At 42.2% G+C, this 26,526-nt stretch carries 29 protein-coding genes and 2 tRNA genes; 20 read left to right on the top strand and 11 right to left on the bottom strand.

Features of this window, described 5'->3' with window-relative positions; translation table 11 throughout:
- Window positions 1-18 precede the first annotated feature (18 nt).
- A complete protein-coding gene (locus Q0110_RS16325) occupies window positions 19-600 on the top strand; it encodes a Maf-like protein (protein ID WP_297908874.1) in 582 nt (193 codons plus the stop codon).
- A 2-nt stretch (window positions 601-602) separates the two neighbouring features.
- Here the strand turns inward: Q0110_RS16325 and Q0110_RS16320 are convergent, their stop codons facing one another.
- The 9 genes from Q0110_RS16320 to Q0110_RS16280 all read right to left on the bottom strand — a co-directional run bounded on the left by Q0110_RS16320 (window position 603) and on the right by Q0110_RS16280 (window position 7,973).
- Complete coding sequence (locus tag Q0110_RS16320) at window positions 603-908, bottom strand: hypothetical protein (RefSeq protein WP_297908871.1); 306 nt, start codon at window positions 906-908, stop codon at window positions 603-605.
- A gap of 80 nt (window positions 909-988) precedes the next feature.
- A complete protein-coding gene (locus Q0110_RS16315) occupies window positions 989-2,017 on the bottom strand; it encodes an FAD:protein FMN transferase (RefSeq protein WP_297908869.1) in 1,029 nt (342 codons plus the stop codon).
- Between the two features lie 25 nt (window positions 2,018-2,042).
- Window positions 2,043-3,767, bottom strand: a complete 1,725-nt coding sequence (gene ilvD / locus Q0110_RS16310; RefSeq protein ID WP_297908866.1) for a dihydroxy-acid dehydratase — start codon at window positions 3,765-3,767, stop codon at window positions 2,043-2,045.
- Window positions 3,768-3,812: 45 nt separating this feature from the next.
- Window positions 3,813-4,379: a manganese efflux pump MntP family protein gene (locus Q0110_RS16305; RefSeq protein WP_297908862.1), complete on the bottom strand. Its 567-nt coding sequence runs from the start codon at window positions 4,377-4,379 to the stop codon at window positions 3,813-3,815.
- Window position 4,380: 1 nt separating this feature from the next.
- Window positions 4,381-4,902, bottom strand: a complete 522-nt coding sequence (locus Q0110_RS16300; RefSeq protein WP_297908859.1) for a nitroreductase family protein — start codon at window positions 4,900-4,902, stop codon at window positions 4,381-4,383.
- Complete coding sequence (locus tag Q0110_RS16295) at window positions 4,899-5,849, bottom strand: glycosyltransferase family 2 protein (protein WP_297908856.1); 951 nt, start codon at window positions 5,847-5,849, stop codon at window positions 4,899-4,901. Before Q0110_RS16295 ends, Q0110_RS16300 begins: the two co-directional genes overlap by 4 nt.
- A gap of 21 nt (window positions 5,850-5,870) precedes the next feature.
- Window positions 5,871-6,401 carry a DUF4199 domain-containing protein gene (locus Q0110_RS16290; RefSeq protein WP_297908853.1) on the bottom strand — a complete coding sequence of 177 codons (531 nt, stop codon included), beginning with the start codon at window positions 6,399-6,401 and terminating at the stop codon, window positions 5,871-5,873.
- Between the two features lie 127 nt (window positions 6,402-6,528).
- A tRNA-Thr gene (locus Q0110_RS16285) sits at window positions 6,529-6,602 on the bottom strand.
- Window positions 6,603-6,926: 324 nt separating this feature from the next.
- Window positions 6,927-7,973 (bottom strand): DUF2776 domain-containing protein, encoded by a 1,047-nt coding sequence (locus Q0110_RS16280; protein WP_297908851.1) that lies wholly within the window; start codon window positions 7,971-7,973, stop codon window positions 6,927-6,929.
- 37 nt (window positions 7,974-8,010) lie between these two features.
- Here Q0110_RS16280 and Q0110_RS16275 point away from each other — a divergent pair, with 37 nt between their 5' ends.
- From Q0110_RS16275 to Q0110_RS16185, 19 genes are all read left to right on the top strand, one after another.
- A complete protein-coding gene (locus Q0110_RS16275; RefSeq protein WP_297908848.1) occupies window positions 8,011-8,838 on the top strand; it encodes a type III pantothenate kinase in 828 nt (275 codons plus the stop codon).
- The gene (locus Q0110_RS16270) at window positions 8,825-10,105 is read left to right on the top strand and encodes a hypothetical protein (protein WP_297908845.1); all 1,281 of its coding nucleotides are present in this window, start codon (window positions 8,825-8,827) and stop codon (window positions 10,103-10,105) included. The genes Q0110_RS16275 and Q0110_RS16270 overlap by 14 nt, the downstream gene beginning before the upstream one ends.
- A gap of 84 nt (window positions 10,106-10,189) precedes the next feature.
- Window positions 10,190-11,554: a tetratricopeptide repeat protein gene (locus Q0110_RS16265; protein WP_297908842.1), complete on the top strand. Its 1,365-nt coding sequence runs from the start codon at window positions 10,190-10,192 to the stop codon at window positions 11,552-11,554.
- Between the two features lie 2 nt (window positions 11,555-11,556).
- Window positions 11,557-12,222 (top strand): LPS export ABC transporter periplasmic protein LptC, encoded by a 666-nt coding sequence (gene lptC / locus Q0110_RS16260; protein ID WP_297908840.1) that lies wholly within the window; start codon window positions 11,557-11,559, stop codon window positions 12,220-12,222.
- Between the two features lies 1 nt (window position 12,223).
- Entirely contained in the window at window positions 12,224-13,477 is a 1,254-nt protein-coding gene (locus Q0110_RS16255) for a hemolysin family protein (protein ID WP_297908837.1), read from the top strand.
- A gap of 96 nt (window positions 13,478-13,573) precedes the next feature.
- On the top strand, window positions 13,574-15,709 hold the full coding sequence (locus tag Q0110_RS16250) for a SurA N-terminal domain-containing protein (protein WP_297908833.1): 2,136 nt from the start codon (window positions 13,574-13,576) through the stop codon (window positions 15,707-15,709).
- A gap of 131 nt (window positions 15,710-15,840) precedes the next feature.
- A complete protein-coding gene (gene rlmN / locus Q0110_RS16245; protein WP_297908830.1) occupies window positions 15,841-16,872 on the top strand; it encodes a 23S rRNA (adenine(2503)-C(2))-methyltransferase RlmN in 1,032 nt (343 codons plus the stop codon).
- Between the two features lie 16 nt (window positions 16,873-16,888).
- Window positions 16,889-17,926, top strand: coding sequence for a DUF4837 family protein (locus Q0110_RS16240; protein WP_297908827.1), 1,038 nt, complete (start codon window positions 16,889-16,891; stop codon window positions 17,924-17,926).
- Window positions 17,927-17,942: 16 nt separating this feature from the next.
- Window positions 17,943-19,052, top strand: a complete 1,110-nt coding sequence (pdxA, locus tag Q0110_RS16235) for a 4-hydroxythreonine-4-phosphate dehydrogenase PdxA (RefSeq protein ID WP_297908824.1) — start codon at window positions 17,943-17,945, stop codon at window positions 19,050-19,052.
- A gap of 168 nt (window positions 19,053-19,220) precedes the next feature.
- Window positions 19,221-19,688, top strand: a complete 468-nt coding sequence (locus Q0110_RS16230) for an adenylyltransferase/cytidyltransferase family protein (protein ID WP_297908821.1) — start codon at window positions 19,221-19,223, stop codon at window positions 19,686-19,688.
- Between the two features lie 11 nt (window positions 19,689-19,699).
- A complete protein-coding gene (locus Q0110_RS16225; protein WP_297908818.1) occupies window positions 19,700-20,428 on the top strand; it encodes an SDR family oxidoreductase in 729 nt (242 codons plus the stop codon).
- 8 nt (window positions 20,429-20,436) lie between these two features.
- The gene (locus Q0110_RS16220; RefSeq protein WP_297908814.1) at window positions 20,437-21,321 is read left to right on the top strand and encodes a CDP-alcohol phosphatidyltransferase family protein; all 885 of its coding nucleotides are present in this window, start codon (window positions 20,437-20,439) and stop codon (window positions 21,319-21,321) included.
- Window positions 21,322-21,329: 8 nt separating this feature from the next.
- The gene (locus tag Q0110_RS16215; protein ID WP_297908812.1) at window positions 21,330-22,157 is read left to right on the top strand and encodes a lysophospholipid acyltransferase family protein; all 828 of its coding nucleotides are present in this window, start codon (window positions 21,330-21,332) and stop codon (window positions 22,155-22,157) included.
- Between the two features lie 105 nt (window positions 22,158-22,262).
- Window positions 22,263-23,453, top strand: coding sequence for a sigma-54 dependent transcriptional regulator (locus tag Q0110_RS16210; protein WP_297908809.1), 1,191 nt, complete (start codon window positions 22,263-22,265; stop codon window positions 23,451-23,453).
- A gap of 8 nt (window positions 23,454-23,461) precedes the next feature.
- Window positions 23,462-23,998: an LptE family protein gene (locus Q0110_RS16205; RefSeq protein WP_297908806.1), complete on the top strand. Its 537-nt coding sequence runs from the start codon at window positions 23,462-23,464 to the stop codon at window positions 23,996-23,998.
- A 1-nt stretch (window position 23,999) separates the two neighbouring features.
- Window positions 24,000-24,773, top strand: a complete 774-nt coding sequence (locus Q0110_RS16200) for a hypothetical protein (RefSeq protein WP_366139694.1) — start codon at window positions 24,000-24,002, stop codon at window positions 24,771-24,773.
- 7 nt (window positions 24,774-24,780) lie between these two features.
- Window positions 24,781-25,161 (top strand): preprotein translocase subunit SecG, encoded by a 381-nt coding sequence (gene secG / locus Q0110_RS16195; protein ID WP_297908801.1) that lies wholly within the window; start codon window positions 24,781-24,783, stop codon window positions 25,159-25,161.
- 265 nt (window positions 25,162-25,426) lie between these two features.
- The gene (locus Q0110_RS16190) at window positions 25,427-25,747 is read left to right on the top strand and encodes a DUF4491 family protein (protein ID WP_297908798.1); all 321 of its coding nucleotides are present in this window, start codon (window positions 25,427-25,429) and stop codon (window positions 25,745-25,747) included.
- A 39-nt stretch (window positions 25,748-25,786) separates the two neighbouring features.
- Window positions 25,787-25,987, top strand: coding sequence for a hypothetical protein (locus Q0110_RS16185; RefSeq protein ID WP_297908795.1), 201 nt, complete (start codon window positions 25,787-25,789; stop codon window positions 25,985-25,987).
- A gap of 10 nt (window positions 25,988-25,997) precedes the next feature.
- On the opposite strand, the gene Q0110_RS16180 is transcribed toward Q0110_RS16185, so the two are convergent.
- Complete coding sequence (locus Q0110_RS16180) at window positions 25,998-26,330, bottom strand: hypothetical protein (protein ID WP_366139693.1); 333 nt, start codon at window positions 26,328-26,330, stop codon at window positions 25,998-26,000.
- Window positions 26,331-26,450: 120 nt separating this feature from the next.
- Window positions 26,451-26,523 (bottom strand) — tRNA-Gly (locus tag Q0110_RS16175).
- Window positions 26,524-26,526: the final 3 nt, after the last annotated feature.

Raw genomic sequence — 26,526 nt, 5'->3', positions numbered from 1 at the left:
TGCTTAATCGAATAGGGTATGTTAGAAAATTTAAAAAAGTACAAGATCGTCTTAGCCTCTAATTCTCCGAGGCGACGGAATTTGTTATCTGGTCTGGATATTGACTTTGAGGTGAGAATAATTCCGGATATTGACGAATCTTACCCGGATTCGATTGATTCCATGGAGATTCCTTTATATATTGCCCGTTCAAAAGCCGAGGCTTATAAATCAACTATGGCAGATAATGAATTGCTGATTACGGCAGACACGATTGTCTGGACGTTTGATGGAGTTATGGGAAAACCTACGAATCGGGAGGAAGCCTATGCCATGCTTCACTCTTTGTCGGATCATGTACATCAAGTAATAACGGGTGTTTGTATTATGACAAAAGAGAAAAATGTTGGCTTTTCCGTAGAATCAGCGGTTTGTTTCGCTAAATTGGGAGATGAGGAGATTAATTACTATCTGGATAAGTATAGGCCTTATGATAAAGCTGGTGGATATGGTATTCAGGAATGGATCGGTTATATCGGGGTGGAGGCTATCAATGGTAGTTTTTATAACGTGATGGGATTGCCGGTGCAAAAGCTTTATCAGGAATTGAAATGTTTTTAGTCTCAGTTCAAGGTAAAGTATTTATCCTTCATATAATATTCTATTTGACTTAATGTGTGCGCTAAGGTTGGGGGGATTGGTAAGACGACTGGTTTCTCCGCGTTCCATTCCGGATCGTTTATGATCATGTCGGAGAGGATACCTGCATGTATTAGGATAAGGCGGGTAGGGGTTGAGGCAATAACCTTATGATTGGTGTTTTGGGCAAGTAGCATGAAATGATCTTTTGGTACTTCCGCTATATGTATCCCTTCTTGACTATAGATGATGAGTTTCCCCGAAAATACAAAGATCAGTAGATTATCCATGATTGCGGTATTAAACAGGGAATCTCCGGCTTTTAGTAGTTTGCATTCAAGTTGATTTAAATAACGCTTCATGTAGGCACTTAAGGATTTTCGAGGATAGCCAATGTTTTTCTGTTAGGAAGGTATTCTAGCATACCTTTAGAATAGGTGACTTTCTGTTGTCCATTGTTGTCCGTATAAATAATGAAATATTCTATTTGGGGGGTAGATTGAGCCAGTAGCTTCGCTTTCTCGACTCCCAAAACCATGAAAGTCGTAGCGTAAGCATCCGCTGTCATGCAGTCTTCTGCCACGATCGTTGCGCTGAGAATATTTTGCCCGGCGGGATAGCCGGTTGCGGGATTGATCGTATGGGCATATTTCTTTCCATCCTTGATATAGAAGTTTCGATAGTCACCGGAAGTGGCTACACCTCCTTTTTTGCATAATTGTACAATCTCCTCTACATCATTCGTAACGCCGCTAGTCCCTATTTCCGGCTTGTTAATACCGATACGCCAACAATCTCCTTGTGGATTTACGCCTTTCATGGTGACTTCGCCTCCTATTTCTACCATATAATTCTTTACACCTTCTTTTTCCAGCAAGCGGGCAATGACATCGCAAGCATAGCCCTTGGCGATGGAAGAGCAATTCAATAAGATTCGGGGATCCTCTTTAATGACTTTTTTCCCCTCTAGTTTTACTTTTTGATAGCCGACAAAGGCTTTAATACTATCGATCATTTGCGGGGTTACGCTATCCATCTTACTGAATCCGAATCCCCATAGATTGACTAATGGAGCACAAGTAATATCAAAAGCTCCACCGGATTTTTTTGAGATTTCCTCTGCCTTATTGAATACCTCGGTAAACCATTCATCTACTTCCACGTCTTCGTTATTGTTGACTTTCGCAATCGTGGAATTGGGGTTGAAAGGATTTAAAGAGAGGTTAAAACGTTGCAGTTCACTGTCGATCTTATCGGTTAAGATTTGCTTGGCTTTGTATTTGATGTGATAACTTGTATGAAAAACGGAACCGCTTTCCTCGAAATATTGGCCGTTGTCCGAACAAGCCGTAAGCGATAAGATCAACAGACTGACTAATATAATAATGTTTTTGCGCATCTTTATGGAGATTTATGTCGCGAACTTACATAAAAAATTCCATATATGCCCCTCTCATGGGAGAGACGCTATTATGTGTATAAATATCAAGAATTCCTTTTGTGTGTTTGGACTCTGGTTTTATCCAATGCTCACGTCTTTCAGAAAGTATCTTATTTATCTCTTCTACGCTTTTCTCAACACCATGGATACCGATTATGTCTAATCTTCTCGCGGGAATATCGATACGGATCAAATCTTCATTTTCAACCAAGGCGATTGGCCCTCCTTCAGAGGCTTCCGGGGATACATGTCCGATAGCCGGGCCTCGGGTTGCCCCGGAAAAGCGGCCATCGGTGATCAATGCGATGGTCTCTACCAACTCGGGATCGGAAGCAATCGCTTCGGTCGTATAAAACATTTCCGGCATACCGCTTCCTTTGGGTCCTTCATAACGGATAAATACCGCTTCTCCCGGATGGATTCTCTTTTGTAATACAGCTTCAATAGCGTTTTCCTCACAATCGAATACCCTGGCTTTCAAGGTTACTTGCATCAAACGGGGTGAGATCGCCGAGTGTTTCACTACTGCCCCCTCAGGCGCAAGGTTTCCTTTTAATATAGCGATGGCTCCTTGTGGCTTGATGGGTGTGTGAAGTGGCTTGATAATATCGCTAACCTTTACTCCTAGGTTCGGAAGATATTTATGGCAATTCTCATAGAAACCGTTAATTTTCAATTCTTTTAGGTTTTCTTCTAATGTTTTTCCGGTAACCGTCTTGACATCAAGATGGAGAAATTCCTTGATTTCTTCCATGATCGCTGGTACACCTCCCGCATACCAGAAATATTCGCCGGGCCAAAAACCACTGGGGCGTATGTTCAGAAGGTAAGGGATTTTACGATGTATCTTGTCGAACAAATCTGGCGGTAACTGGATTCCTAGTTCATGGGCGATAGCCGGAAGGTGAAGTAAGCTGTTGCTTGAACCCGCTATGGCGGCATGTACCATGATCGCATTCTCAAACGCTTGGATTGTCATGATATCGGAGGGTTTTAACTCCTCTTCTGCCAGTCCTAACGCACGTTCTCCGGCTTTACGGGCCATATTTTTTAGTTCGGATAAATGCGTGGGTATCAAAGCAGAGCCTGGCAAAGCGATACCTAGGGCTTCGGCCATTACTTGCATTGTAGAGGCAGTACCCATAAAAGAACAAGCTCCACAATCCGGACATGCGTCACGCTTATAAACCATGAATTGCTCTTCTGTTATTTCTTTTCGCTCGTATTGTGCGCTATAGGTACCGATTTGTTCTAGCGTGAGTAGATTAGGCCCGGCTTTCATGATACCACCAGGCATGAATATCGCAGGCATGTCTAGCCGGGCTATCGCCATCAAGTGAGCAGGTACGGATTTGTCGCAACTGGCTATAAAAACACCCGCGTCGAAAGGAGTTGCTTTTATATGGATTTCCATCATTGCTGCCATGATCTCTCGGGAGACTAGTGAGAAGTTCATTCCATCGTGTCCTTGTGCCTCTCCATCGCAGATGTCGGTAACGAAGTAATTTGCGGCACGCCCTTCTTTTTCCTTTATACCGATTCCGGCCTCGTCTACCAATTTATTCAAATGGGCACTTCCCGGATGACTATGTCCGTAACTACTTTCTACAATGATTTGCGGTTTGCTTAATTCCTCGATTTTCCAACCGCTGCCTAGCCGGAGTGAGTCCAGCTCTGGCGCTAGTTTTCGTAATTGCTGGCTTTTCATGTTTATTCGTTAATACAAGGTTATTCATTTAATCAAGATAATCCTTTAACTGAAAAATAGATGCTCTATCAAAATCTTTATGCCGATACCTATTAAGATCAAGCCTCCGATAAGATCCAGCTTCAGGTCGATTCTCTTGCCAAACCTGTTACCAAAGTAGACACCGAAAGCCGAGATTACAAATGTGACGACTCCGATTGTCGAGGCTTGTAACAAGAGCGGAGATTTCAGGATCGCTAGAGATATTCCTACAGCGAGGGCGTCGATACTTGTCGCTATTCCCAATCCGCATAATGTGCGATTACATAAAGGATCAAATTTCCCGTCTTCTTCCTCTTCCTTAGCACTATCGTATATCATTTTTCCACCTAAATAAAGCAAAAGGGTAAAAGCGATCCAGTGATCGAAAGCACAAATGTATTTTTCAAATCCTAATCCCATTGTATAACCGATCACGGTCATTCCGGCCTGGAATATGCCGAGTACACCCGCTATCTTAATAATATTACCGGCGGTACAGTTGTTCTTGAGAACTACACCGCCGGTAACTGATACTGCCAGACTATCCATGGACAAGCCTATCGCTAGTAGCAGAACTTCAATGTATAGCATACTAAAATGATTCCCATTTAATAATTTCTTCTATGGACTTACGTTTCTTAGGCGTCTCGTCGAACAACATAGGATCTGAGGGGTAACCGAACGGTATCAATGCGACAGGCTCGATCGTTTCCGGTATATTGAAGTGTTTCCGGCAAAGTTCCGTATCGAAATTGCAAACCCAGCAAGTTCCTAGGCCTTGCTCTGCGGCGGCCAGACAAATATGTTCCGTGGCGATAGCGGCATCAATATCCATGTGATCCTTGTGGTCTCCCCGTTTCCAAGATTGCTCATGGTCTCCACAAATAATCAGGTAATAAGGGGCTTGTTTGAACCATTCCCGGGGATAGCACTCCTGTAATTTAGCTTTTCCTTCCAAATCTTGGACTAACACAAAATACCAAGGTTGATAATTTACAGCCGAAGGGGATAAACGAGCCGCTTCTAAGATATAATCAATCTTTTCTTGTTCTACCGGCGTTTGGGTATATTTGCGGATAGAACAACGTTTTCTTACTAATTCCAAGAAACTCATATCTCACTTTCTATTTTATAATTATTACGATTGGGGGAATTACGGGAAATCAACTCCCCGATAAATCCAGCTAAAAACATCTGGGTTCCCAAAATCATCGCTGTCAATGATATATAGAAATAAGGGGAACTAGTAACCAAGGGCCTTAAATCTCCTGAGTATATTGAGATCAACTTCATGCTTAGCACAATTACCAAGGCGATAAAACCGATAAAAAACATTATGCTTCCCCATAAACCGAAGAAATGCATTGGCTTCTTTCCGAATTTGGAAGTAAACCAAAGCGTAATCAAGTCAAGATAACCGTTCACGAAACGATCCAGCCCGAACTTGGTTGTTCCATATTTGCGAGCTTGGTGCTTCACCACTTTTTCACCAATCTTATGGAATCCGGCGATCTTGGCTAAATAGGGTATATAACGATGCATATCATTATACACCTCTATATTTTTAATGACAACATTTTTGTATGCTTTCAATCCGCAATTGAAATCGTGTAAATTTTTTATTCCCGAGAATTTGCGAGCCGTAGCGTTGAATAGTTTCGTGGGAATCGTCTTGGAAAGCGGGTCATATCTTTTCTTTTTCCATCCGGATACCAGATCATACCCATCTTCGGTGATCATCCGGTAAAGTTCGGGTATCTCATCTGGGCTATCTTGCAGGTCGGCATCCATGGTAATGACTACATCACCATTAGCTCGCTGGAATCCGCAATGCAATCCTGGCGACTTACCGTAATTACGACGGAACTTAATTCCCCGGACGTGTGGAGAGCGTTGTTTCAATCCTTCGATCACTTCCCAAGAATTGTCTGTACTACCATCATTCACGAAGATTACTTCGTAGGTATAATTATGTTCTTTCATCACCCGCTCTATCCACGAGAATAACTCGGGTAAAGATTCGGCTTCGTTATACAACGGGATAACAACTGATATGTCCATTATTTGTCTGTATTTAACTTTTTAGCGGTTTTCGATGATGGAATCGGTCGAGTTGTTCCTGCATAAAAAAGCCGCTACTGGTATAGAAAGTATGATGCCGTAAAATACGTTATTGAATATTCCTTGTATAGCCATATGGATTGGTGAGATACGAATCTTGCTGAGCGAGTCAATTACCTCCGAGTTAACTTGGTTGTCTTTTAAAACAGTCGTTAATTGCCCGATTGCGTTTGCCACGAAATCAGGCGGGGCGATGAACTGATAAAAGACAAAGTATTCAAGTGAGACAATCAATGCGGCGAAGAAGTATAACATCGTGCCGAATCTCCATGCGTGGAAGAAACTGATCCTTCCACCTATATCTTGTCGGTATCTTTTTGTCATGTAGTAGGCTATGAAGGGAACGGCTAATGTCAACAGCCAATAGACAAGGCTCAAGGAGGGGATTGAAACGCTGAAGATGAAAAAGATATATTTCACTACCCAATATATCCCCATGGCCAAACCATAAGTCATAGCGCCTTTTAAAAGTAAATTCTTATTCTCTTCCATGATGCTGCTATTTTAAATTCTTATCAGCAAAGTTAATACATTAATATAAATGCACAACTATATTATGTATAAAATACAAAAAGGAAGCCTACGTATAAGCTTCCTTTATTTAAGATGATTTTGTTTGAGCCTCTTGTCGGATTCGAACCAACGACCCCGAGATTACAAATCACGTGCTCTGGCCAACTGAGCTAAAGAGGCAAGTGGGTAAGCTTACTACATCGCGCCGCTACAACCAAGTACCCTTGCTGCGGTCAAGCCCTGGGGGATTCCGAGGGAGCATGCCGTGTAGGACTTACCCGGGTGCAAAAGTAGATATTATTTTTTACTTTGCAAGTGCTTTTATCTTTTTCGGTATGATATTTGTACTTAAAGAACTGAAAACCTAGATCTTCTAGTGGTGTTAAAAAATGTTTTATGATTTCATGGCGAATGGTTCGTCTGAAGATATCGTTTTTTTCATCATAGGGAAAAAATAGTTTCTCCATGAAGAAAATGTTTTTTCTCCACAATGAATCTATTTTTTTATTTGGAAGAAGTTCCGCTTTCAAGTATGCTGACGATAGAAAACAATGTGAAACAAATCGCTCCCAATCCGGCCAATACTCGGGCAGGTACGGCATAATAACTATGTTCTGTTGCCATCTCAAAAAGGAAGGCAGACAAGAAAAGGCAGAATAACGCTGTAAATATGGGAATCAATGGGATCCGGTTGGCAAGCTTGAATTCTTGCCTCCATATTTTAGATAGCAAGATCACTTTGCTGGAGATGCTATAACATACCAGTCCTAAGCCGATCATAATATATCCGGAAGAGGCATTAGCGGGATCATTGTCTTTTAGAACAAAGATTCCCCATATCAGGCAGATGGAGCCCATTAAAATGACAAAACGGTGCCATAGTTTTTTCTCCAAACGAGAATATGTGTTTCTTATTTGTCGGGCGATCGTGGCTACCAATGCGATTAAGCTGCTGCAAATACAGGCTAATCCGGCCATTACGTGTCCGGCTACGAAATATTGAGTATGCTCATCGCTATGTATCAACAATCGGTAAGCCCAAATCCATGCGAGTATGGATATAAGCGATGCGACGAGAATCAAGAATAATCCTTGTCCGAAATTAAACGCTTTGTCTGGTATGTCGGAGTTGTCACTTTGTGCGTTTGTTTGTATTAACGTGAATCGGGTAGATGCGGTAGCCGTTGTCGCTACGCATGCGGTTATGAGGCCTACTCCGCAAATTACATGGCCTGCGACAAAGTCTGCCGGCGCTGGCGAAGACAGTAATAAGATGAAACCACCCAGGAATACGATGGCGGCCGAGAGATATCCAAGGATAGGCAAGGCGAATTTGGCTACATTATTATAAGTATGGATGATTTGGCGAATGATAGTTGCTGCCGTCGCGAATAAAGCTATGCAGATAAAGCCAAGAGAGAATACGACAGGTCCGGCGACAAATCTGCCGGAGTCTACTCCATAGTTAAAGATAAAAAATCCATAACCGAAACAAAAGAGGGCCATTAATAGTGGAATTGCCCTGAACAAGACACTAATTCCGTAATTCATAATTTGTTTTTTTATTTAGATTTTTCTTCAAACAGAGATGCGAACCCTTTTGTTCAAGAAGAATTTTAGAGGTTATATGATGTTTTTGCGTGTTATTTCATCATTTTTGTTTTTCTTTGCGGAAAATATCAGAAAAGTGAATCTTATTATAGAACAAGGAAACACATCATCAAAGGTCGCTGTATATAAAAATGGGCGTATAGAGGCTTCTTTTGTATACAAGCAATTCGGAGTATCTGTGGTTGCTGCTCTTTTTGAGAAGTACGCTTTTACGCAAGGAATTTTATCTACGGTAATAGATACAGACAATGAGTTGATCGCTTATTTAAAAAGTAAGCTTAAGCGTTTTGTCTTTCTGGATGAGCATGTAGCGCTGCCGATTGAGGTGAAATACGAGACACCGGAAACCCTGGGTAAAGACCGTTTGGCCGCTGTTGTGGGAGCGAATTATTTGCAGCCGGGGAAAAACTTGTTGGTTATCGATGCTGGGACCGCTATTACGTACGAGGTGGTAAAGGCACCGGGGATCTTTTTGGGGGGGAATATCTCACCGGGGATGACAACGCGTTTCCAGGCATTGAACCGTTTTACGAAGAAGCTACCTTTGGTAACGGAAGAGGATGATGTACCGCTTATCGGAACAAGTACGGAAACGGCTATCCAAGCGGGCGTGGTGAATGGGATTGTTTACGAGATGGACGGATATATTGACGAGTTAAGAGCAAAATATCCGGATCTTTTGGTTTTTTTAACGGGCGGTCATTCGTTTTATTTTGAAAGACGGCTAAAAAACTCCATCTTTGCAGACATTAATTTAGTGTTGACAGGATTAAACAGAATCTTAGAGTATAATGTTGAAAATTAATAAGGTAGTAATAATAGGTTTTCTTATCTTCACACAGTTGCCGTTGTGGGCTCAAAATAACACGAACTCGCCTTATACGCGATTTGGATATGGAGAGCTGGCAGATCGATCTTTTGGTGCCGGGAGGGCAATGGGTGGAGTTGGTTATGGATTAAGGTCCTCCAAACAGATAAACCCTTTAAATCCCGCATCTTATAGTTGCATGGATTCGTTGACATTTCTTTTTGATTTTGGTGCGTCCGGTCAAGTGTCTTGGTTCTATGACGGTACGAACAAGCAACGACAGATGAATGGGAATGTGGAATATGTCGCTATGCAATTCCCGATTACCCGGCGTCTGGCGATGAGTCTTGGCTTATTGCCTTACTCATATGTGGGATATGATTTCGGTGAGAGTCGCACCGAAAATGGTTTGAGTTGGGCTGAGAGTTTTAGTGGTGAAGGAGGTTTAAGCGATGTCTATTTAGGGCTTTCGTATGATATTTGGAAGAAGCGTCTTTCTATAGGTATGAACGCCGGATTTTTGTTTGGAAATATAACACACTCCCGAAACTTGATTTTCCCTAGCTCTACAGGCGCGGACGATGTGTATAGAAACCAACGTTATGAGATTCGTGATTTAAAGTTAGATTTTGGTATTCAGTATACGCATCCTTTGAGTAAGACGGAGCATGTCACGGTAGGGTTCGTTTACTCTCCCGGCAAAAAGTTGAATACGACAGTTTATGATATTCAGACTGTTGGTTCTATGTCCGTATCCGGATATACGAGAAATGATACGATAAACAATTATCGGTTTGATATGCCAAACTCTTATGGAGCGGGTATCTCTTATGTGAAAGAGAACCGATTGACATTAGCAGCCGATTTTTTGTATGAAGACTGGGCGAATGCTTATTTCGATAATGAGAAAGGCTTATTTAAGAATCGTACACGTGTAGCGGCGGGTGTCGAGTTTATTCCTCGTTATGAGGATCGTAATTATTTAGGGCGAGTCAGATATCGTGCCGGTTTCCATTATAGCAATTCATACCTGCGAGTAAGCCGTTCCGAGGAGAATGGTTATAAGGGACATGGTTATAATGAGTACGGGGCGAGTGTAGGTTTTGGATTTCCATTGATTGATAACCGTTCATTAGTTAACCTATCATTCGAATACGTGAAAATTCGTCCGGAGTTACGGACGATGATCGATGAGCAGTATTTCCGGTTTACGGTGAATTATACATTTAACGAATTATGGTTTTTTAAACGAAAAGTGGATTAAACCGGGAATGACCGGAGTGGTCTAATGAGTATGATATTTTTTTGAAGGAATATAACATTATAGCTAACTTTAATAGAAAGAGATATGAAGATCAAAGTTTTATTACTAGCGCTTGGATGTACTATGGGTACGTTGGGTGCTTATGCGCAGAAAGGAGTAGATAATGGTACACAGTTTGGTTCTGGCGAGGATAGCGTACGCTGTATTACCAATATCAGCTTGTTTGTTCCTTACGCGAAAGCCGGAAACTTCAAAGACGCCTATGAATTCTGGAAAATCGTGTACGATGAGTGTCCTGCCGCTACGAAAGACATCTATTTGTACGGTGTGAGAATTATGGGTTGGAAAATCGCCCAAGAGAAAGATGCCGCAAAGAAAAAGGCTCTTATTGATGATTTGATGGCTGTTTATGATAAACGCGTCAAATATTTCGGAAACGATCGTAGATATGGGAAAGACTGGATTGTGGCTCGTAAGGTCCAGGACTATTTTGCGCAGACAGGAGATAACGCTGATTACAACCAAGCTTATGATTGGTTAAAAGAAATAGTGGATGAGAAGGGTGATAATACGGAGGCTCTAGGTCTTTCTTTGTATGCTTTTGCCTCAATGAAGAAAATGGTAAACGATCCCAATTTCAAGGAGCAATATATTCAAGATTATTTGAAGGCTTCTGGTGGATTGGATGCTCAGCTAAAGGCGGCGCAGGCAGCGAACAATCAAAAGGAGGCAGATGCTGTGACTGCGTATAAGGCGGGTGTAGATAATGCTTTCGCAAATAGTGGTGCTGCAGATTGTGAGACCTTGCAAGGCTTATATGCTGCTAAGATTGAAGAAAACAAAGATAATTTGGAGTATTTGAAACAAGTCGTTTCTTTGTTAAGAAGAATGCGTTGCCAAGAGATTGACGCTTACTTTGCCGCTTCAGGTTATGCTTATAAATTGGAGCCTAGTGCTGACGCTGCGGTTGGTCTGGGAAAACAAGCTGTAAAAGCTAAGGATTACGATACGGCTATCAAGTTTTTCGAGGAGGCTGCAAACTTGGAGACAGATAACGCCGCGAAAGCTGATGATTACTATATGATCGCATTGCTTTTGTTCGAGCAAAATTCTTACTCTAAAGCAAGACAATATTGTCAGAAGTCAGCAGAGATGAACCCTGCTTCCGGAGTTCCTTATATGTTGATCGGTAAGATGTATGCGGCTACTGCTAAGTCTGTTTATCCCAATGACGGAGTATTGGCGAGAGCTGCTTATAATGCCGCTATCGATAAATTTGAGAAAGCTAAACAAGTAGATCCAAGTGTTGCGGAGGAAGCTAACTCATTAATTTCTTCTTATCGTGCTCATCTTCCTTCTACGGAGGAGATCTTCATGCACCCGGATTTGGAGAAAGGGAAACCTTTCACTGTCGGTGGTTGGATCGGAGAGCGTACAACGATTCGGTAATTATGATAGTACATCGTTTTCATTGTAAAACGGGAAATAAAGGCATAACAACTACCTTCGTGGTGGTTGTTATGCTTCTTTTGTTTTCAGCCTCTTGCAGCAAGGAACATAAGGAGGTGGTTGATGTTGTGTTTGATCCGGACAAGACTTATACAATGAAAGCTACCGATGTGTCTTCCTTGATCTCCGATTCGGGTATTACAAGATATCGCCTGAAAGCGAAGGAATGGCAGATTTATGGAAAGGCGGCAGAACCTCATTGGTATTTCCCGGAAGGAATTTGTGTGGAGAAGTTTGATACCTTATTCCAAACCGAGGCAAGTATTAAGGCAGATACTGCTTATTATTATGATAAAAAAGGGCTTTGGGAATTAATTGGCAATGTTGAGGTGGAAAGCTTGCAAGGAGAGCATTTTGAGACTTCCCAATTATTCTGGGATCAGAAAAAAGAGAAGGTTTATTCCGATAAGTATATGCGTATTGAGCAAGAAGATAAGATTATAACAGGTATAGGTTTCGAGTCGAACCAAAATATGACTCAGTACAAGATATTTAACTCACAAGGTATTTTCCCTGTCAGTGATGCTCCGGTCGATACGGTACAAGCAGAACAGGGGGATAGTATCCGGGTGAATGTGTCGAAAATAGATTCTATAAAAAGCAATTAAGGTGGGAACGCTGACTTACATTTTAATTTCCCTCGCATTTTCCGCATTCTTTTCCGGGATGGAGATTGCTTTTATCTCCTCCAATAAGCTCCGTTTCGAGCTGGATAAGAAGGAGCGTAGTCTGTCCAGTAAGATACTGGGTATTTTTTATCGTAATCCAAATTTGTTTATCTCTACCATGTTGGTAGGAAATAATATCGCTTTGGTGGTTTATGGCCTTCAGATGGCAATTGTGTTGGAGCCATTTATTGCTAAAGTGGTTGCGAATGAGGCTTTGATCGTTCTTTTTCAATCTGTGATATCTACGATCTTGATCTTGTTTGCGGGGGAGTTCATTCCCAAAACCATATTTAAGTTGAATCCTAATTTGTCACTCAATATATTTGCGATACCCTTATTTATAATCTATATTGTCCTGTATCCGATCTCAAAATTCTCATCCCTGCTGTCTTTCCTGATTTTGAAGTTGGGAGGAGTAAAGAACCTGAAATATTCGCCGCAAGTATTAGGGAAGGTAGACTTAGACTATTTTATACAGCAAAGTCTAGAAGACGCTCCGCAAAATTCGGATATGGACACTGAGGTGAAGATTTTCCAGAATGCCTTAGATTTCTCGAATGTCCGGTTGAGAGATTGTATCGTACCCAGGACAGAAATCGTGGCCTGTGATACTTCGGCAACGGTAGAGGAACTGCGTACTCGGTTTATTGAGACCGGACTATCTAAGATACTGGTGTATAATGAGAATATTGACGATATTATCGGGTATCTTCATTCATCTGAACTTTTCAAGAACCCGGAAGATTGGACTCAGCATATCCGCAGTGTATCGATCGTACCGGAGACAATGGCGGCGAATAAACTGATGAAACTGCTGATGCAAGAGAAGAAGAGCTTGGCTGTTGTTGTGGATGAGTTTGGCGGTACATCGGGTATCGTGACATTGGAAGATTTGGTGGAGGAGATTTTTGGAGAGATTGAGGATGAGCATGATATGAAGTCGCATGTGGCCAAAAAAGTCTCAGAGAATGAGTATTTGTTGTCTGGTAGGATAGAGATTGATACCTTGAATGAGATGTTTGGGTTAGATCTTCCGGAGTCGGACGATTATGTCACTATCGCTGGTTTCATCTTACACTTCTATCAAAAATTCCCTAAATTGAACGAGACAATCCAAGTCGATAAATATTCGTTTAAAATAATCAAAGTAACGGCTACAAAGATCGAACTCGTACGTATGAAAATAGGGATTTGATAAAAAAAAAGATTATATGCTGTGGAATTTCCTTTTTTTCATATCTTTGTGCCCTTAAAATGTGAAATAATAAACTTAAAAAAATAATAAAGATAAATGGCTACGCTGGAAAAAATTAGAAGCAAAGCAGGACTGTTAGTACTCGTAGTGGGTTTAGCATTGTTCGCTTTTATCATTGGAGACTTTTTAAATTCAGGTTCTACCTATTTTAGACAATCGCAAGAGCGGATCGCGGAGATCAATGGAGAGGTCGTGAAAATTCAAGATTATCAAGGTCGTGTTGATGAGATGACCGAGATGTATAAGATGCAATCCGGTTCAACCAGCCTGCCCGAGGAATATATGACACAGATTCGCCAGTCTGTATTTGATGAGATGGTGCAAGAGGTTGTGTTGGACGAGGCCACCGCTAAATTAGGTATGGGAGTAAGCCCGGAAGAATTGTTTGATATGGTTCAAGGTGAGAATATCTCTCCGTTGATTCAACAAATGCAAATGTTTACAAATCCTCAGACCGGTGCTTTTGATAAGGCGGCACTGTTGAATTTCTTGAAGCAAATCGATTCTGATAATATCGCCAGTTACCCGGCAGATCAACAAGCGCAATTGATTCAGGCTCAGAATTTCTGGTTGTTCTGGGAGAAGAATATCAAGCGTCAACGTTTGGAGCAGAAGTATACGACTTTATTGAGCAAGGCTATTTCTGCGAATTCTTTGGATGCGAAGGAAGCTTATAATGGCAATGCCGAGAACTCGGATATTGTTTATGCTATGCAATCGTACGCTACAATTCCGGATTCAACGATCGAAGTAAGCAAGAGCGAGATAGAGAAGTTGTATAATCAACGTAAAGAGCTTTACAAGCAAAAGGAATCTAAGGTGATAAAATACATTGCGGTAGATATCCGTCCAAGTAAAGAGGATTATGATAAGGCACAGGCTGATATCGAGAGTCTGAAAGAGGAATTGGCTACATCTGAAAGAGTGGCCGATATCGTAAACGAGAATTCCGAGATTCCTTATGTTGATGCTTTCTTTACGGAGAAGGCTTTGGATCCGGAGATGAAGCAATTTGCGACGACTTCAGAGGTAGGCGCTGTTTATGGTCCTGTATTCGATAATGACAAATACAGAATGTTTAAGCTTGTGGATAAAACTGTCGCGCCGGATTCTGTAAAAGTTAGCCACATCATGTTAGCCGGAAAGTCTGAGGCTGAGACAAAAGCTTTGGCCGATAGTTTGATGGGCGCATTGAAAGGTGGTGCTGATTTTGCTGAATTAGCTAAAAAATATTCTGCGGACCAAGCTGCAGAGAATGGTGGTGAACTTGGTTGGTTTACAGAAGTTACCGCATTAAGAGGTGTGAATGAGGATTTTAAGAAGGCGGTTTTCTCAACCCCATTGAATGAGGTTGTGACCGTGAAGTCTTTGTATGGTACTCACCTTATAAAAGTAACGGAGAAAACAGGAAACGTAGAAAAATATAAGATTGCGGATATTGATATGACTGTATCTCCTAGCTCTAAGACATATAGTAATATTTATAACGAGTTGAACCAGTTCGTCTCTAAAAATAACTCTATGACTAAATTGGAGGAGAACGCAAAGGAGGCTGGTTATAACTTGATTTCGGGTGCTACGGTTACTACGGATGATCAATTGTTAGGTTCTATTAAGAATTCGCGTCCGGTGATCCGTTGGGCATTCCAAAATGATAAGGGGGCTATCTCTGAGATATTTGAGTGTAGTGATAAGTTTGTCGTGGCCGCAGTAGAGGGAAGTATTTCTGAAGGCTATCGTCCGGTTGATATGGTCGCTCCGGCTTTGAGGGCTGAATTGGCCGCTCAGAAGAAAGGAGATAAGATCGCTCAAGAATTGGCTGCTAAGAACTTGACATCTGTTGAGGCATACGCTGAGGCGATGGGTGCTTCGGTAGACTCTGTTAAGTTCGTGAATTTTGGTACCCGCCGTATTGCGGGAATCGGTATCGAACCGAATTTGAACGCTATGATTTCTATGGCCCAAGTAGACCAAGTAAGCGCTCCGGTTAAGGGTAACAATGGTGTGTATGTATTCAAGGTGTACGCAAGGAATAAAGACGGTAAGGAGTTTAACGAGGCCGAGGAAATCCGTGCGTTGGATGCTTCGAACGCATATCGTGTAGGTTTCCAAGCTATTCAATCCTTGATCAACAGCGCGGACGTAGAAGATAATCGTATCCGCTTCTATTAATAGGGAGTATTTTTATTAAAGATAGATCCTCTTTTTCGTTGTCTGTATAAATCCATATCGACGGCGAAAGAGGGGATTTTTATTTTGTGGAATATTTCTCGTATTTTTGTAAATAAGAAAATATCGATAGCATGAGTGATAAAAGGCAATTATTAGGAATGACTTTGGCTGAACTGAAAGATGTCGCGTCCGAGGTGGGGCTTCCTGCGTATGCGGCCAAGCAAATGGCCGATTGGATTTATAAGAAGAAAATAACCCGGATTTCCGATATGACGAATATAGCGGTAGCCAAACGTTCCTTATTGGAGGATTCATTCGAGATCGGTACTTATCCACCGTCTGAATATCAAAAATCAAAAGATGGTACGATCAAATATCTATATGCCGCAGGCCCCGGGCACTTTGTGGAGTCTGTTTATATACCAACGGATGACCGGGCTACTCTCTGTGTCTCTTCGCAAGTCGGATGTAAGATGAATTGCCTGTTTTGCATGACGGGAAAACAAGGCTTCACGGCAAACCTGACGGCAAACCAGATATTGAATCAGATTCAGTCCTTGCCGGAAAATGATTCGTTGACAAATATCGTATTCATGGGAATGGGAGAGCCGTTAGATAACGCGGATGAGCTTTTTAAGGTATTGGAAATACTTACGGCTTCGTATGGGTATGCGTGGAGCCCGAAACGTATTACGGTTTCAACCATCGGTGTGATGAAAGGTTTGCGACGTTTCTTGGAGGAGAGTGAATGCCATTTGGCTGTAAGCTTGCATTCTCCCTATCCGGAAGAACGCCTTTCATTGATGCCGGTCGAAAAGCCATTCCCGGCGAGAGAGGTGATTGATTTAATCAAACAATATGATTTCTCACATCAACGGCGAGTCTCTTTTGAGTATATCGTTTTTAAAGATTTAAACGATAGCTTGAAACATGCTGAGGCATTGAGCTGTTTATTGAGAGGAATTCCTTGCCGGGTAAACTTGATTCGTTTTCATGCGATACCGAATGTGCCTTTGGAGACTTCTGACATCGCGAAGATGGAAATGTTTCGGGATTTCTTAAATACTAAAGGGATTGTATGCACGATAAGAGCATCGCGAGGAGAGGATATTTTCGCAGCGTGTGGAATGCTTTCTACCGCAAAAAATATTACATTTGTATAATATAAAACACACAGGTATGAAAACACGTTCTTTATTCATCAGTATGTTGCTGCTTCTTATTTTGATGGGAGCATGTAATTCAGGTTCTGTGATGACTCAGGCTACAGGCTTCGCTTATGAGGTTGTCGTGGTTATGGATCAAAAGGACTGGAAAGGTCCTGCGGGGGAGGCGGTAAAGTCTGAGTTGGCCTCTTCGGTGCCCGGATTGCCGCAAGCCGAGCCTTCATTGAAGATAACTTATGTACAACCGAAGGATTTTACAGGTTTGCTACGCTATGTCAGAAATATATTGGTGGTTACGATAGATCCTGCTATTTATACGAAAGTTTCTGTAAGTTACGAGAATAATGTCTGGGCTAGGGGACAAGTCGTTGTTTCGTTGAAAGCGCCCGACACGGAATCTATCGTTGAATACTCAAAGAGCCATGAGAAAGCGTTGGTCAATTTCTTCGTGAAAATGGAGATGAACCGTGCGATAGAGCAATTGCAAAAGGAATATAGCATGGTGGTTATGGATAACCTGAAAAACGACTTTAACGTAATGTTAAACGCTCCGGCTAATTTCACGTACTATAAGGATACGACCGATTTCTTTTGGTCTTCCAATAATGCTAACACAGGCCGTATGGACTTGATTGTATATACATTCCCTTATATCGATCCAGATACGTTTACGGAAGAATATCTGGTTGCGAAACGTGATTCTGTATTGAAGGCGAATTTGCCGGGTTCTTTCCCTGGCTCTTATATGCAAACGGAAAAGCGTGCGGGAGTGGAGTATACGCCGATAACGTTGAACGGTAAATATTGCGGCGTGATGCGCGGTTTGTGGAGAATGGAAGGAGATATGATGGGAGGTCCGTTCGTTAGTCATACCCGCTTGGATGAAAAGAACAATCGTGTGGTTGTGGCTGAGGGATTTGTATATGCTCCGGAGACTGATAAGCGTAATTTTATTCGTAGGATGGAAGCCGCCTTGTTTACATTGCGTTTACCGGGAGAATTTGATGAGCCGGTGACAGAGACATTGGATATCCCGAAAGAAAAAAAGTAATAAACAAACAAAATATATGGAAGAACGACTGATTAAGGTGGGGATTACCCACGGAGATATAAATGGTATCGGTTATGAGGTGATATTAAAGACCTTTTCCGATACTCGCATGGCAGAGCTTTGTACGCCGATTATTTATGGCTCATCCAAGATAGCTGCTTACCATCGGAAGGCGTTGGAACTTCCTCCCATCAATATGAGTATTATTTCGCATGCGGAGGATGCCGGGATAAACCGTGTGAACGTTATTAATTGTGTGGAGGATGAGACCAAGGTGGAGCTATCGAAATCTACACCGGTTGCCGGTGAGGCAGCATTCAAAGCCTTGGAAGCGGCGGTTACGGATATTAAGCGGGGAGTCATAGATGTATTGCTTACTGCCCCGATCAATAAGCACAATATCCAGAACGAGGATTTCCATTTTCCCGGACATACTGAATATTTGGAAAAATGTTTTGGTAATTCAGATAAAAAAGCCTTGATGATCTTGATGAAAGATGATCTTCGTGTAGCGTTGGTAACAGGGCATATCCCATTGTCGGAAGTTGCCTCTTCCATCAATGTGGGCGATATCGTGAGTAAGTTGCGTGTTTTCAACCAATCGTTGAAGCAAGACTTCGGAATCGTGAAACCGCGTATAGCGGTTCTTTCCTTGAACCCTCATGCGGGTGATGCCGGGTTGCTAGGGAAGGAGGAGGAGACAATCATCATTCCGGCGATGCAAGAGGCCGAGAAGAAAGGAGTTATGTCCTTTGGCCCTTATGCGGCTGACGGTTTCTTTGGTTCTCGGATGTATGATAAGTTTGATGGAGTCTTGGCGATGTATCATGATCAGGGGTTGGCTCCTTTCAAGACATTGGCGATGGATGACGGGGTGAACTATACGGCAGGATTGCCGATCGTACGTACGTCTCCGGCGCATGGAACGGCTTATGATATCGCCGGACAAAACGTGGCCTCGGAAGAGTCTTTCCGTCAGGCTTTATATACGGCATTGGATATCTATCGTAACCGGTTGCGGTATCAGGAGGCTACCGCAAATCCATTGCGCAAGCAATATTTCGATAAAGGAGGAGATAATGAGAAATTAGACTTGACGAAAGACGACGATACGTCCGGATTATAGTGAATTTATCCGGACGAGTTTCGATAAATACATAAAATGTCATGTTAATAACGAATGGATGTTATTGACATGACATTTTTGTATCAAGCGTGGAACGCTTTTTGGCCTTAAACTTTTAAGATAGGAAAAGTTTGCGTAAGTTTGCGGTTTAAAACGAAAATTACGGTTATGTTTAAAGACAAAACGATAGTATATACATCCGGGACGTTTGATATGTTCCATTATAATCATCTTCGGATGATCAATTATGCCCGTAGTTTGGCAGATATATTGATTGTTGGAGTTAGCACGGACGAGTTAGTATCTTCTTATAAGGCGAAACCGATTATTCCTTTCCATGAGCGTTTGCAAATTATAGAGGCATTGAAGACTCCCGATATTGTTATACCACAACATTCCTTGGACCACACGGAAATCGTGAAGAAACTGAATATTGATGCTTTCGTGGTAGGAGACGACTGGTTCGGGAAGTATGATTATTTAAAGGATTTAGGCGTTCAGGTATTTTATTTCCCTTATGGAACAGGGGTTTCCTCCTCAAACCTGAAAAAAACGATACATGATTCTTATGAGGCGAACCTGACGACTCAACGCCAGGCGAAGCCGGATACGGTGAAAGGGTTCTCCGTTAAATAACGATTGGTTTCATGGATAAATTTATTTTAATTACCGGTGGAACGAAAGGAATAGGAAAGTCGATTGCGTTCTGCCTAGGAAAAGCTGGATATAACCTTATATTAACTTATGCTTCCGATCCGTTTGTAGCCGAAGAGGTACGCGGCGAATTGATGGATCTCTTCGATATACAGGTTTTTATTTTACGGGCCGATATCTCGGATCGAGATACGATCGGGGTTATTGATTCCTTTTTGGAAGAGAAGGGGGTACGTCTGGATGGACTCGTGTTTAACGCAGGGATGACCTGCCGCGATCCTTTTGAGAAGCTTTCATTTGAGGACTGGGAGCGGGTTTTTTTTGCTAATGTTCATTTTCCTGTTTTCCTTTTACAGAAGATTGTCGGACGGATCGATAAAGGGGGAAGCGTGGTATTTACAGGTTCCTTGATGGGGATACAGCCTCATTCTGTATCCTTGGCATATGGAGTGACGAAAAGCGCGGTTCATGCGCTAGTCAAAAATATGGTGAAATTCTTAGTTCCTTATGAGTTGCGTGTGAATGCTGTGGCCCCAGGTTTTGTCGATACGGAATGGCAGAAGACAAAGCCCGCTGAGATTCGTCGAAATATAGAAAATAAAGTCTCTTTAGGACGTTTCTGCGATCCGGACGAATTAGCGGAGGTTTACAAAATGTTGATAGAGAATAGTTATTTTAATGGCGAGGTAGTCGTTGTGGATGGCGGTTACTCGTATAAATGAAAAAACAAATGAGTGAGTTGGATAAGGAATACGAGGCATCGTTAAAATCAATAGAGACAGAAAATAAGATAGATCGGATTTTTTACCGTCCGATTGGATTTCGCATTGCTCGTATGCTGCGAGGCACGGGAGTTACCCCAAATATGATTACAGTTATCTCAATCTTCGTGGGAGCGGCGGTCGGATTTATGTTTTATCATGATAATCTGACATATAATATTTGTGGTATATTGCTGTTGGTATTTGCTAATATCCTCGATTGCGTGGATGGGCAGTTGGCACGTCTTACAGGGATCAAGTCCGCTATCGGACGTATCTTGGACGGTTTTGCCGGAGATATTTGGTTCGCTTCGATCTACATCGGATTCGCCCTTCGCCTTTCGCATAATTATGGTACGGATTGGTTTTTTGCTTTGGCGGTCTTATCCGGCCTGTCTCACTTAGTCCAGGCGAATATCACGGATTATTATAAGACACTTCACCTTTATTTTATTAGCAAGGATAAAGGAGCCGAGTTCCAGTCTTTGGAGCAAGTAGAAGCGAAACATAAGGAAATGAAGTATGGTGTTAACAAGTTCTTTTATTTCTTGTATCGTTGGTATACGATGTTGCAAGTGAAAGCTACGCCTACTTTGCAGAAAATGTTACGAGATTTACATGCGAGGTATGGAGATGATATCCCAGAGAATATTCGGGTGGATTTCCGTAAGCAAAGTTGTCATTTAATGCGTTACATAGACTTGTTGACCTTTAATGGCCGGACGATGGTTATGTTTGTAATTGTATTGACAGGGCAGGTCTGGGCTTATTACCTATACGAGATCATCGTGTTGAATATCGTATTGGCGGTCGTGATGAGGAAACATGAGAAGATGTGTGCCTCGTTTTTTTAAGATAAAGTATGAAGAAGAGTGTAATTGACATTTACGACTTGCAAGAGATGGTGCCTTTCTTTAAGGGAAGGGTAGGGACATGGTTAGGGAAATCACTGATAAAGTGCCTGCGTGTGGATCTGGTAAATAAGGTGCATGCCCGGAATTGTCATTTACGGGGTGCTGAGTTTACTTCTGCTTTATTGCGCGACCCCTTTATTGATCTCCGCTATGAGATTCATAATAAGGAAATTCTGGACTACTTGCCGGAGGGGGCTTTTGTTACCGTTTCCAACCATCCGATCGGATCGTTGGATGGGATTATATTGATTGATATTTTCGCTTCTCGCCGTCCGGACTTTAAAGTGATGGTAAACGGTATTTTGACAAAAATCGGAGCGATGGAGGATAATTTTATATCCGTGGTACCCGATTCCCATAAACGGGGGGCGAATCCGGCGAATGTCAATGGAGTACGACTTTCTCTGCAACGCTTGAAAGAGGGGCATCCGATGGGTTTCTTTCCTGCCGGGGCAATCTCGTTTTACAATAAGACAGACAGACAGATACGGGATTTATCGTGGGCGCATAGCGTGATCCGCTTGGTTCGTAAGGCGAAAGCACCTGTATATCCTGTTTACTTTGATTTTCAGAATACCCATTTCTTCTATTGGCTAGGGAATATCAGTTGGCAAATACGTACCCTGCGTATCCCTGCCGAGGCTTTCAATAAACGTGGAAAGAAAGTGGATGTATACATTGGTGAGCCTATCTCGCCGGAAAAGATTGCTTCTATCCCGGAAGACAAGGATCTTGCTGAGTTTTTGTATAAATGTACGTATGGTGCTAAAAAATAAGAAACGACTGATAGAATCTGTTATCAATAATGGAAGTTTGAATTAAGATTTGTAATTTTGGCAGAGTAACTGAAATAATTACAGATCTAATAAAGAGAAAGAGCGATGAAGGTTGATGTACAACAGATAAAACAGCGTTTTGGAATTATCGGTAATAATCCGGGTTTGAATCGTGCGATCGATGTTGCGCTCCAAGTAGCGCCAACCGACTTATCTGTTCTTATTACAGGAGAAAGCGGTGTGGGAAAGGAGACTTTTCCGCAAATTATTCATCAGAACAGCCAGCGTAAACATGGACAATATATAGCTGTAAACTGTGGCGCTATCCCGGAAGGGACAATAGATTCAGAACTTTTCGGGCACGAGAAAGGCTCTTTTACCGGAGCCTTGGCCGATCGTAAAGGATATTTCGAAGTGGCTGATGGTGGAACGATATTCTTGGATGAGGTAGGAGAACTGCCTACCCCTACGCAAGCACGTTTGCTTCGTGTGCTTGAGACGGGTGAGTTTATCAAGGTCGGTTCCTCTAAGGTGCAGAAAACAAACGTCCGGATTGTTGCCGCCACGAACGTGAATTTAGTGCAGGCGGTATCGGAAGGTAAATTCCGTGAGGATTTGTACTATCGTTTAAATACGGTACCCATTCAGGTACCTCCTTTGCGGGAACGTCCGGAAGATATCATTTTATTGTTTCGTAAGTTTGCCAGCGATTGCGCCGAAAAATATCGGATGCCTCCGATCCGCTTGGATGATGAGGCTCGTCAATTATTAGTCTCTTACCGTTGGCCGGGAAATGTACGTGAATTGAAAAACATTACGGAGCGTATTTCCGTGATCGAGGAGAAACGGGATATAACAGCAGATGTCTTGCGTCTTTATCTGCCGGATTTGAACGTGGAGAAATATCCGGTATTGGTGAAGCAAGATCCAGATCAGAAGATCTTTAACAGTGAGCGGGAGATTCTTTATCAAGTGTTGTTTGATATGAAGAAGGACGTGAACGAGTTAAAGAAATTAGTGCATGATATCATGGGAGGGAATATCCAGATGCCTGCGATGACAGACGACTCTCCCTATGCGCATCCGATTCATCCGGCAACGGTTCACGCCATGCGCCCGACGATCCAGGATGCCGAGGATGTAGAAGAAGAGACCTTATCCTTGGAAGAGGTAGAAAAAGAAATGATCCGCAAAGCGTTGGAGAAGCATAATGGACGAAGGAAAAATGCTGCGGCCGATTTGAAGATATCGGAGCGTACATTATATCGGAAAATCAAAGAATATAATTTGGAATAATATAAGTTATGCTAAAGAAGATTGTCAATATACGTTTATCGGCAGCCAATTGGCTTATACTTTCATTTTTGACAGTATTAGTAACGGCTTGTTCTATTTCCTATAAGTTTAATGGTGCTTCTATCGATTATACGAAGGTAAAAACCATTACGATCCGTGATTTCACGAACCAGGCGCCTTATGTAAACCCGACTCTCGCTCCGGAGTTTACAGAAGACTTGAAGGATATCTATATCCGTCAGACCCGGTTGCAATTGGTTTCAGACAATGGAGACCTGGAGCTGGAGGGGGAGATAACCGGTTACGATTTTGCTCCGATGGCCGTGAAGGAAGACGCTATCGCTTCACAGACAAGGCTGACGATCACGGTCCGGGTTCGTTACTCAAACCGGGTTAATCCGGATGAAGATTTCGAGCAGTCGTTCTCCGCTTACCGTGAATTCGACAGTAACTTGATGCCGCAGCAGGTAGAAAGCTCCTTGTGCGAGGAGATTACCGAGGAGATAGTTGACCAAATCTATAATGCTACGGTTGCCAATTGGTAGGATGAAGGCAGAGGATTTATATCGTTTGATGGAAGAACCTTCGGGATTGACCGAGGGTACTCTTCTTGAATTGCGGCGTATCGTGGAGGAATACCCGTATTTTCAAGTGGTACGGATGCTTTATCTGAAGAATCTTGCCGTATTAAATGATATGAGTTTCGCTTCGGAGTTGGAGAAAATGGCAATATTCTTGCCTGACCGAAAAAAACTGTTTCGGTTAATAGAAGGAGAGAAGTATGATCTGAATACTTGCCCTGCTTCTGTAGAGCATGAGTCGGATATACGGAAAAAGGATTCTTTTTCCTTGATAGATGCGTTCCTTTCCGACCGTAATGAGGAAACGGAGCCAAGGAAGGAAACTCCGCTCCTGTTTCAGCCATCGGCATCATCAGATTACATATCTTGGTCTTTATCGAGAGGGGGGAATGAGGGGCAGCCCGAGGATACGGAGAACAAGCTTCGACATCATGACCTGATTGATTCATTCATTAAAAATGATCGGCAACGTACACCAGGTAGTGGATTGGAGATTTATGAGGAAACCAGTCGGGCAGAGACTCCCGAATCGGTGAGAGAATTGAACGATGAGCGTTCCAAGTCGCTGGAAGACTCGTGCCTTACGGAAACTTTAGCTCGGATTTATATAAAACAGAAACGATATGATAAGGCTTTGCAAATTATTAAAAACTTAAGCTTGAAATATCCAGAAAAAAATGTTTACTTTGCAGACCAAATTAGATTTTTGGAAAAGTTGATTATTAACACTAAAAAATAAAACTAAGATGTACGTATTTATTTCTATCTTAATCCTGATCGCCGCTATACTATTAATCTTGATCGTGCTGATCCAGAATTCGAAAGGTGGGGGGTTAGCTTCGGGATTCTCTTCTTCTAACCAAATCATGGGTGTACGTAAGACCACAGACTTTTTGGAGAAAGCAACTTGGAGTTTGGCTGGCGCCGTAATCGTATTGAGTATCGTGATAACTGCGTTTATCCCCAGATCTGAACAATCCACTCAATCAGAGATCAGACAACAAGTGAATGAGGCGATCTCTATCGATCCAAGTACAATCGCACCGGACTTTGGTACTGCGCAACAACCGGCTGTTCCGGCAGAGGAAACTCCTGCGACTGCTCCGGCAGAGGAAAATAACAAATAAGATCTTACTTGAAGACAATATAGAGGCCATGTCCAGTAACAATTGGATATGGCTTTTTTTGTGCAAGTGAAAGTACCTGTGTACCTCAATCTTTTCTTGTAAGTGAAGAGACTGTATTACACAGGATGAAAAAAGCTTTTTATACATATGGAACCGTTATTATGAATAGACGTTTCTTATTTCTTCATAGAAAGAAATGATTAGTTGGATGGAATATTGTTCGTACATTTGTTGTATATAGTAGTAAGAATATAAACACTCAGATATGGATATGATAAATTTTGATGGCTTGTTGATTGGTATCGTTACATTTTTGATTATCGGCTTGTTTCATCCGATAGTCGTGAAGGCCGAGTATTATTGGGGGACGAAATGTTGGTGGATATTCCTAATCTTGGGAATTTTAGGAGTGATAGCCTCCTTGTTTATAGACAGCGTGTTTGTGTCCGCTATTTGCGGTGTATTCGCCTTCTCATCGTTCTGGACGATCAAGGAGATCTTCGAGCAGGAGGAACGCGTGCAGAAAGGCTGGTTCCCTCGGAATCCGAAAAGAAAATACCCTTGGGACGATAGCGAGGTGAAATAATTCTTTTTGTATCTTTGCCTTCGTAAAAGCGATAATGCGATGAAGACAAAGAGAAAAAACCAAGATTCGTTAGTCGAGTATATAAAGGCTAATAGGAAAGGTAGCCGTGAGGCCGAGTTAGAAAACCACGGCAGACCGGTTAGTCATAACCGGATTCATGTATCGAAGAAAGTTTATAATCGTAAAAGAATGAAGGCAGATGCCCAGAGGCATCTGCCTTATTTGTTTTTAGCAGCCTAAAGGGGAATCCCTAATTCACTGTATGATTGTTGATCGGTGTTTTCTCCTTGAACCACTCCACTAGTATCCCATTCTTGAAACTTAGGATGTAGTAGCCTTCTGAGTAATCGGCGATCGTCATGGTTACTGTTTTATAACTGATACTTTCTATGGGGCCGTCTGGGGTTATCCGTGCGCCAGCCGACTCAAAATCCTTTCCTAGTATCGATATCACCTTCTGCTTGGTCATACCTAGCTCTATCTTATGCATCCGGTTATCCATTTTATAAGGGTTCATTACTGTGGCACACCCCATCAATAAGAACGTTGTCAGCAACACGTATATCCCTTTCACCATTTTCACCTCTCTTTTTGTTATTTGTAGTTGTAGTATTGGAGGCTAAAATAGACATTATTCCCGGGTATATGATATCATGAGGATATAAAAAAAGAGGAAAATCTTTTGATTTTCCTCTTTTTCTAGAGCGGAAGACGGGGCTCAAACCCGCGACCCTCAGCTTGGAAGGCTAATGCTCTATCAACTGAGCTACTTCCGCAAT

Origin of the sequence: uncultured Parabacteroides sp. (genome assembly GCF_947855115.1) — a bacterium.
Taxonomy (GTDB): Bacteria; Bacteroidota; Bacteroidia; order Bacteroidales; family Tannerellaceae; genus Parabacteroides.
This window is presented reverse-complemented; position numbering and strand designations above follow the sequence as displayed.

Bases quoted from the DNA above. Each gene is read 5' to 3' on its own strand.
- Q0110_RS16325 (WP_297908874.1), top strand. From the start codon at position 19: ATGTTAGAAAATTTAAAAAAGTACAAGATCGTCTTAGCCTCTAATTCT.
- Q0110_RS16320 (WP_297908871.1), bottom strand. From the start codon at position 908: ATGGATAATCTACTGATCTTTGTATTTTCGGGGAAACTCATCATCTAT.
- Q0110_RS16315 (WP_297908869.1), bottom strand. From the start codon at position 2,017: ATGCGCAAAAACATTATTATATTAGTCAGTCTGTTGATCTTATCGCTT.
- ilvD (WP_297908866.1), bottom strand. From the start codon at position 3,767: ATGAAAAGCCAGCAATTACGAAAACTAGCGCCAGAGCTGGACTCACTC.
- Q0110_RS16305 (WP_297908862.1), bottom strand. From the start codon at position 4,379: ATGCTATACATTGAAGTTCTGCTACTAGCGATAGGCTTGTCCATGGAT.
- Q0110_RS16300 (WP_297908859.1), bottom strand. From the start codon at position 4,902: ATGAGTTTCTTGGAATTAGTAAGAAAACGTTGTTCTATCCGCAAATAT.
- Q0110_RS16295 (WP_297908856.1), bottom strand. From the start codon at position 5,849: ATGGACATATCAGTTGTTATCCCGTTGTATAACGAAGCCGAATCTTTA.
- Q0110_RS16290 (WP_297908853.1), bottom strand. From the start codon at position 6,401: ATGGAAGAGAATAAGAATTTACTTTTAAAAGGCGCTATGACTTATGGT.
- Q0110_RS16280 (WP_297908851.1), bottom strand. From the start codon at position 7,973: ATGAATTACGGAATTAGTGTCTTGTTCAGGGCAATTCCACTATTAATG.
- Q0110_RS16275 (WP_297908848.1), top strand. From the start codon at position 8,011: ATGCGAACCCTTTTGTTCAAGAAGAATTTTAGAGGTTATATGATGTTT.
- Q0110_RS16270 (WP_297908845.1), top strand. From the start codon at position 8,825: ATGTTGAAAATTAATAAGGTAGTAATAATAGGTTTTCTTATCTTCACA.
- Q0110_RS16265 (WP_297908842.1), top strand. From the start codon at position 10,190: ATGAAGATCAAAGTTTTATTACTAGCGCTTGGATGTACTATGGGTACG.
- lptC (WP_297908840.1), top strand. From the start codon at position 11,557: ATGATAGTACATCGTTTTCATTGTAAAACGGGAAATAAAGGCATAACA.
- Q0110_RS16250 (WP_297908833.1), top strand. From the start codon at position 13,574: ATGGCTACGCTGGAAAAAATTAGAAGCAAAGCAGGACTGTTAGTACTC.
- rlmN (WP_297908830.1), top strand. From the start codon at position 15,841: ATGAGTGATAAAAGGCAATTATTAGGAATGACTTTGGCTGAACTGAAA.
- Q0110_RS16240 (WP_297908827.1), top strand. From the start codon at position 16,889: ATGAAAACACGTTCTTTATTCATCAGTATGTTGCTGCTTCTTATTTTG.
- pdxA (WP_297908824.1), top strand. From the start codon at position 17,943: ATGGAAGAACGACTGATTAAGGTGGGGATTACCCACGGAGATATAAAT.
- Q0110_RS16230 (WP_297908821.1), top strand. From the start codon at position 19,221: ATGTTTAAAGACAAAACGATAGTATATACATCCGGGACGTTTGATATG.
- Q0110_RS16225 (WP_297908818.1), top strand. From the start codon at position 19,700: ATGGATAAATTTATTTTAATTACCGGTGGAACGAAAGGAATAGGAAAG.
- Q0110_RS16220 (WP_297908814.1), top strand. From the start codon at position 20,437: ATGAGTGAGTTGGATAAGGAATACGAGGCATCGTTAAAATCAATAGAG.
- Q0110_RS16215 (WP_297908812.1), top strand. From the start codon at position 21,330: ATGAAGAAGAGTGTAATTGACATTTACGACTTGCAAGAGATGGTGCCT.
- Q0110_RS16210 (WP_297908809.1), top strand. From the start codon at position 22,263: ATGAAGGTTGATGTACAACAGATAAAACAGCGTTTTGGAATTATCGGT.
- Q0110_RS16205 (WP_297908806.1), top strand. From the start codon at position 23,462: ATGCTAAAGAAGATTGTCAATATACGTTTATCGGCAGCCAATTGGCTT.
- Q0110_RS16200 (WP_366139694.1), top strand. From the start codon at position 24,000: ATGAAGGCAGAGGATTTATATCGTTTGATGGAAGAACCTTCGGGATTG.
- secG (WP_297908801.1), top strand. From the start codon at position 24,781: ATGTACGTATTTATTTCTATCTTAATCCTGATCGCCGCTATACTATTA.
- Q0110_RS16190 (WP_297908798.1), top strand. From the start codon at position 25,427: ATGGATATGATAAATTTTGATGGCTTGTTGATTGGTATCGTTACATTT.
- Q0110_RS16185 (WP_297908795.1), top strand. From the start codon at position 25,787: ATGAAGACAAAGAGAAAAAACCAAGATTCGTTAGTCGAGTATATAAAG.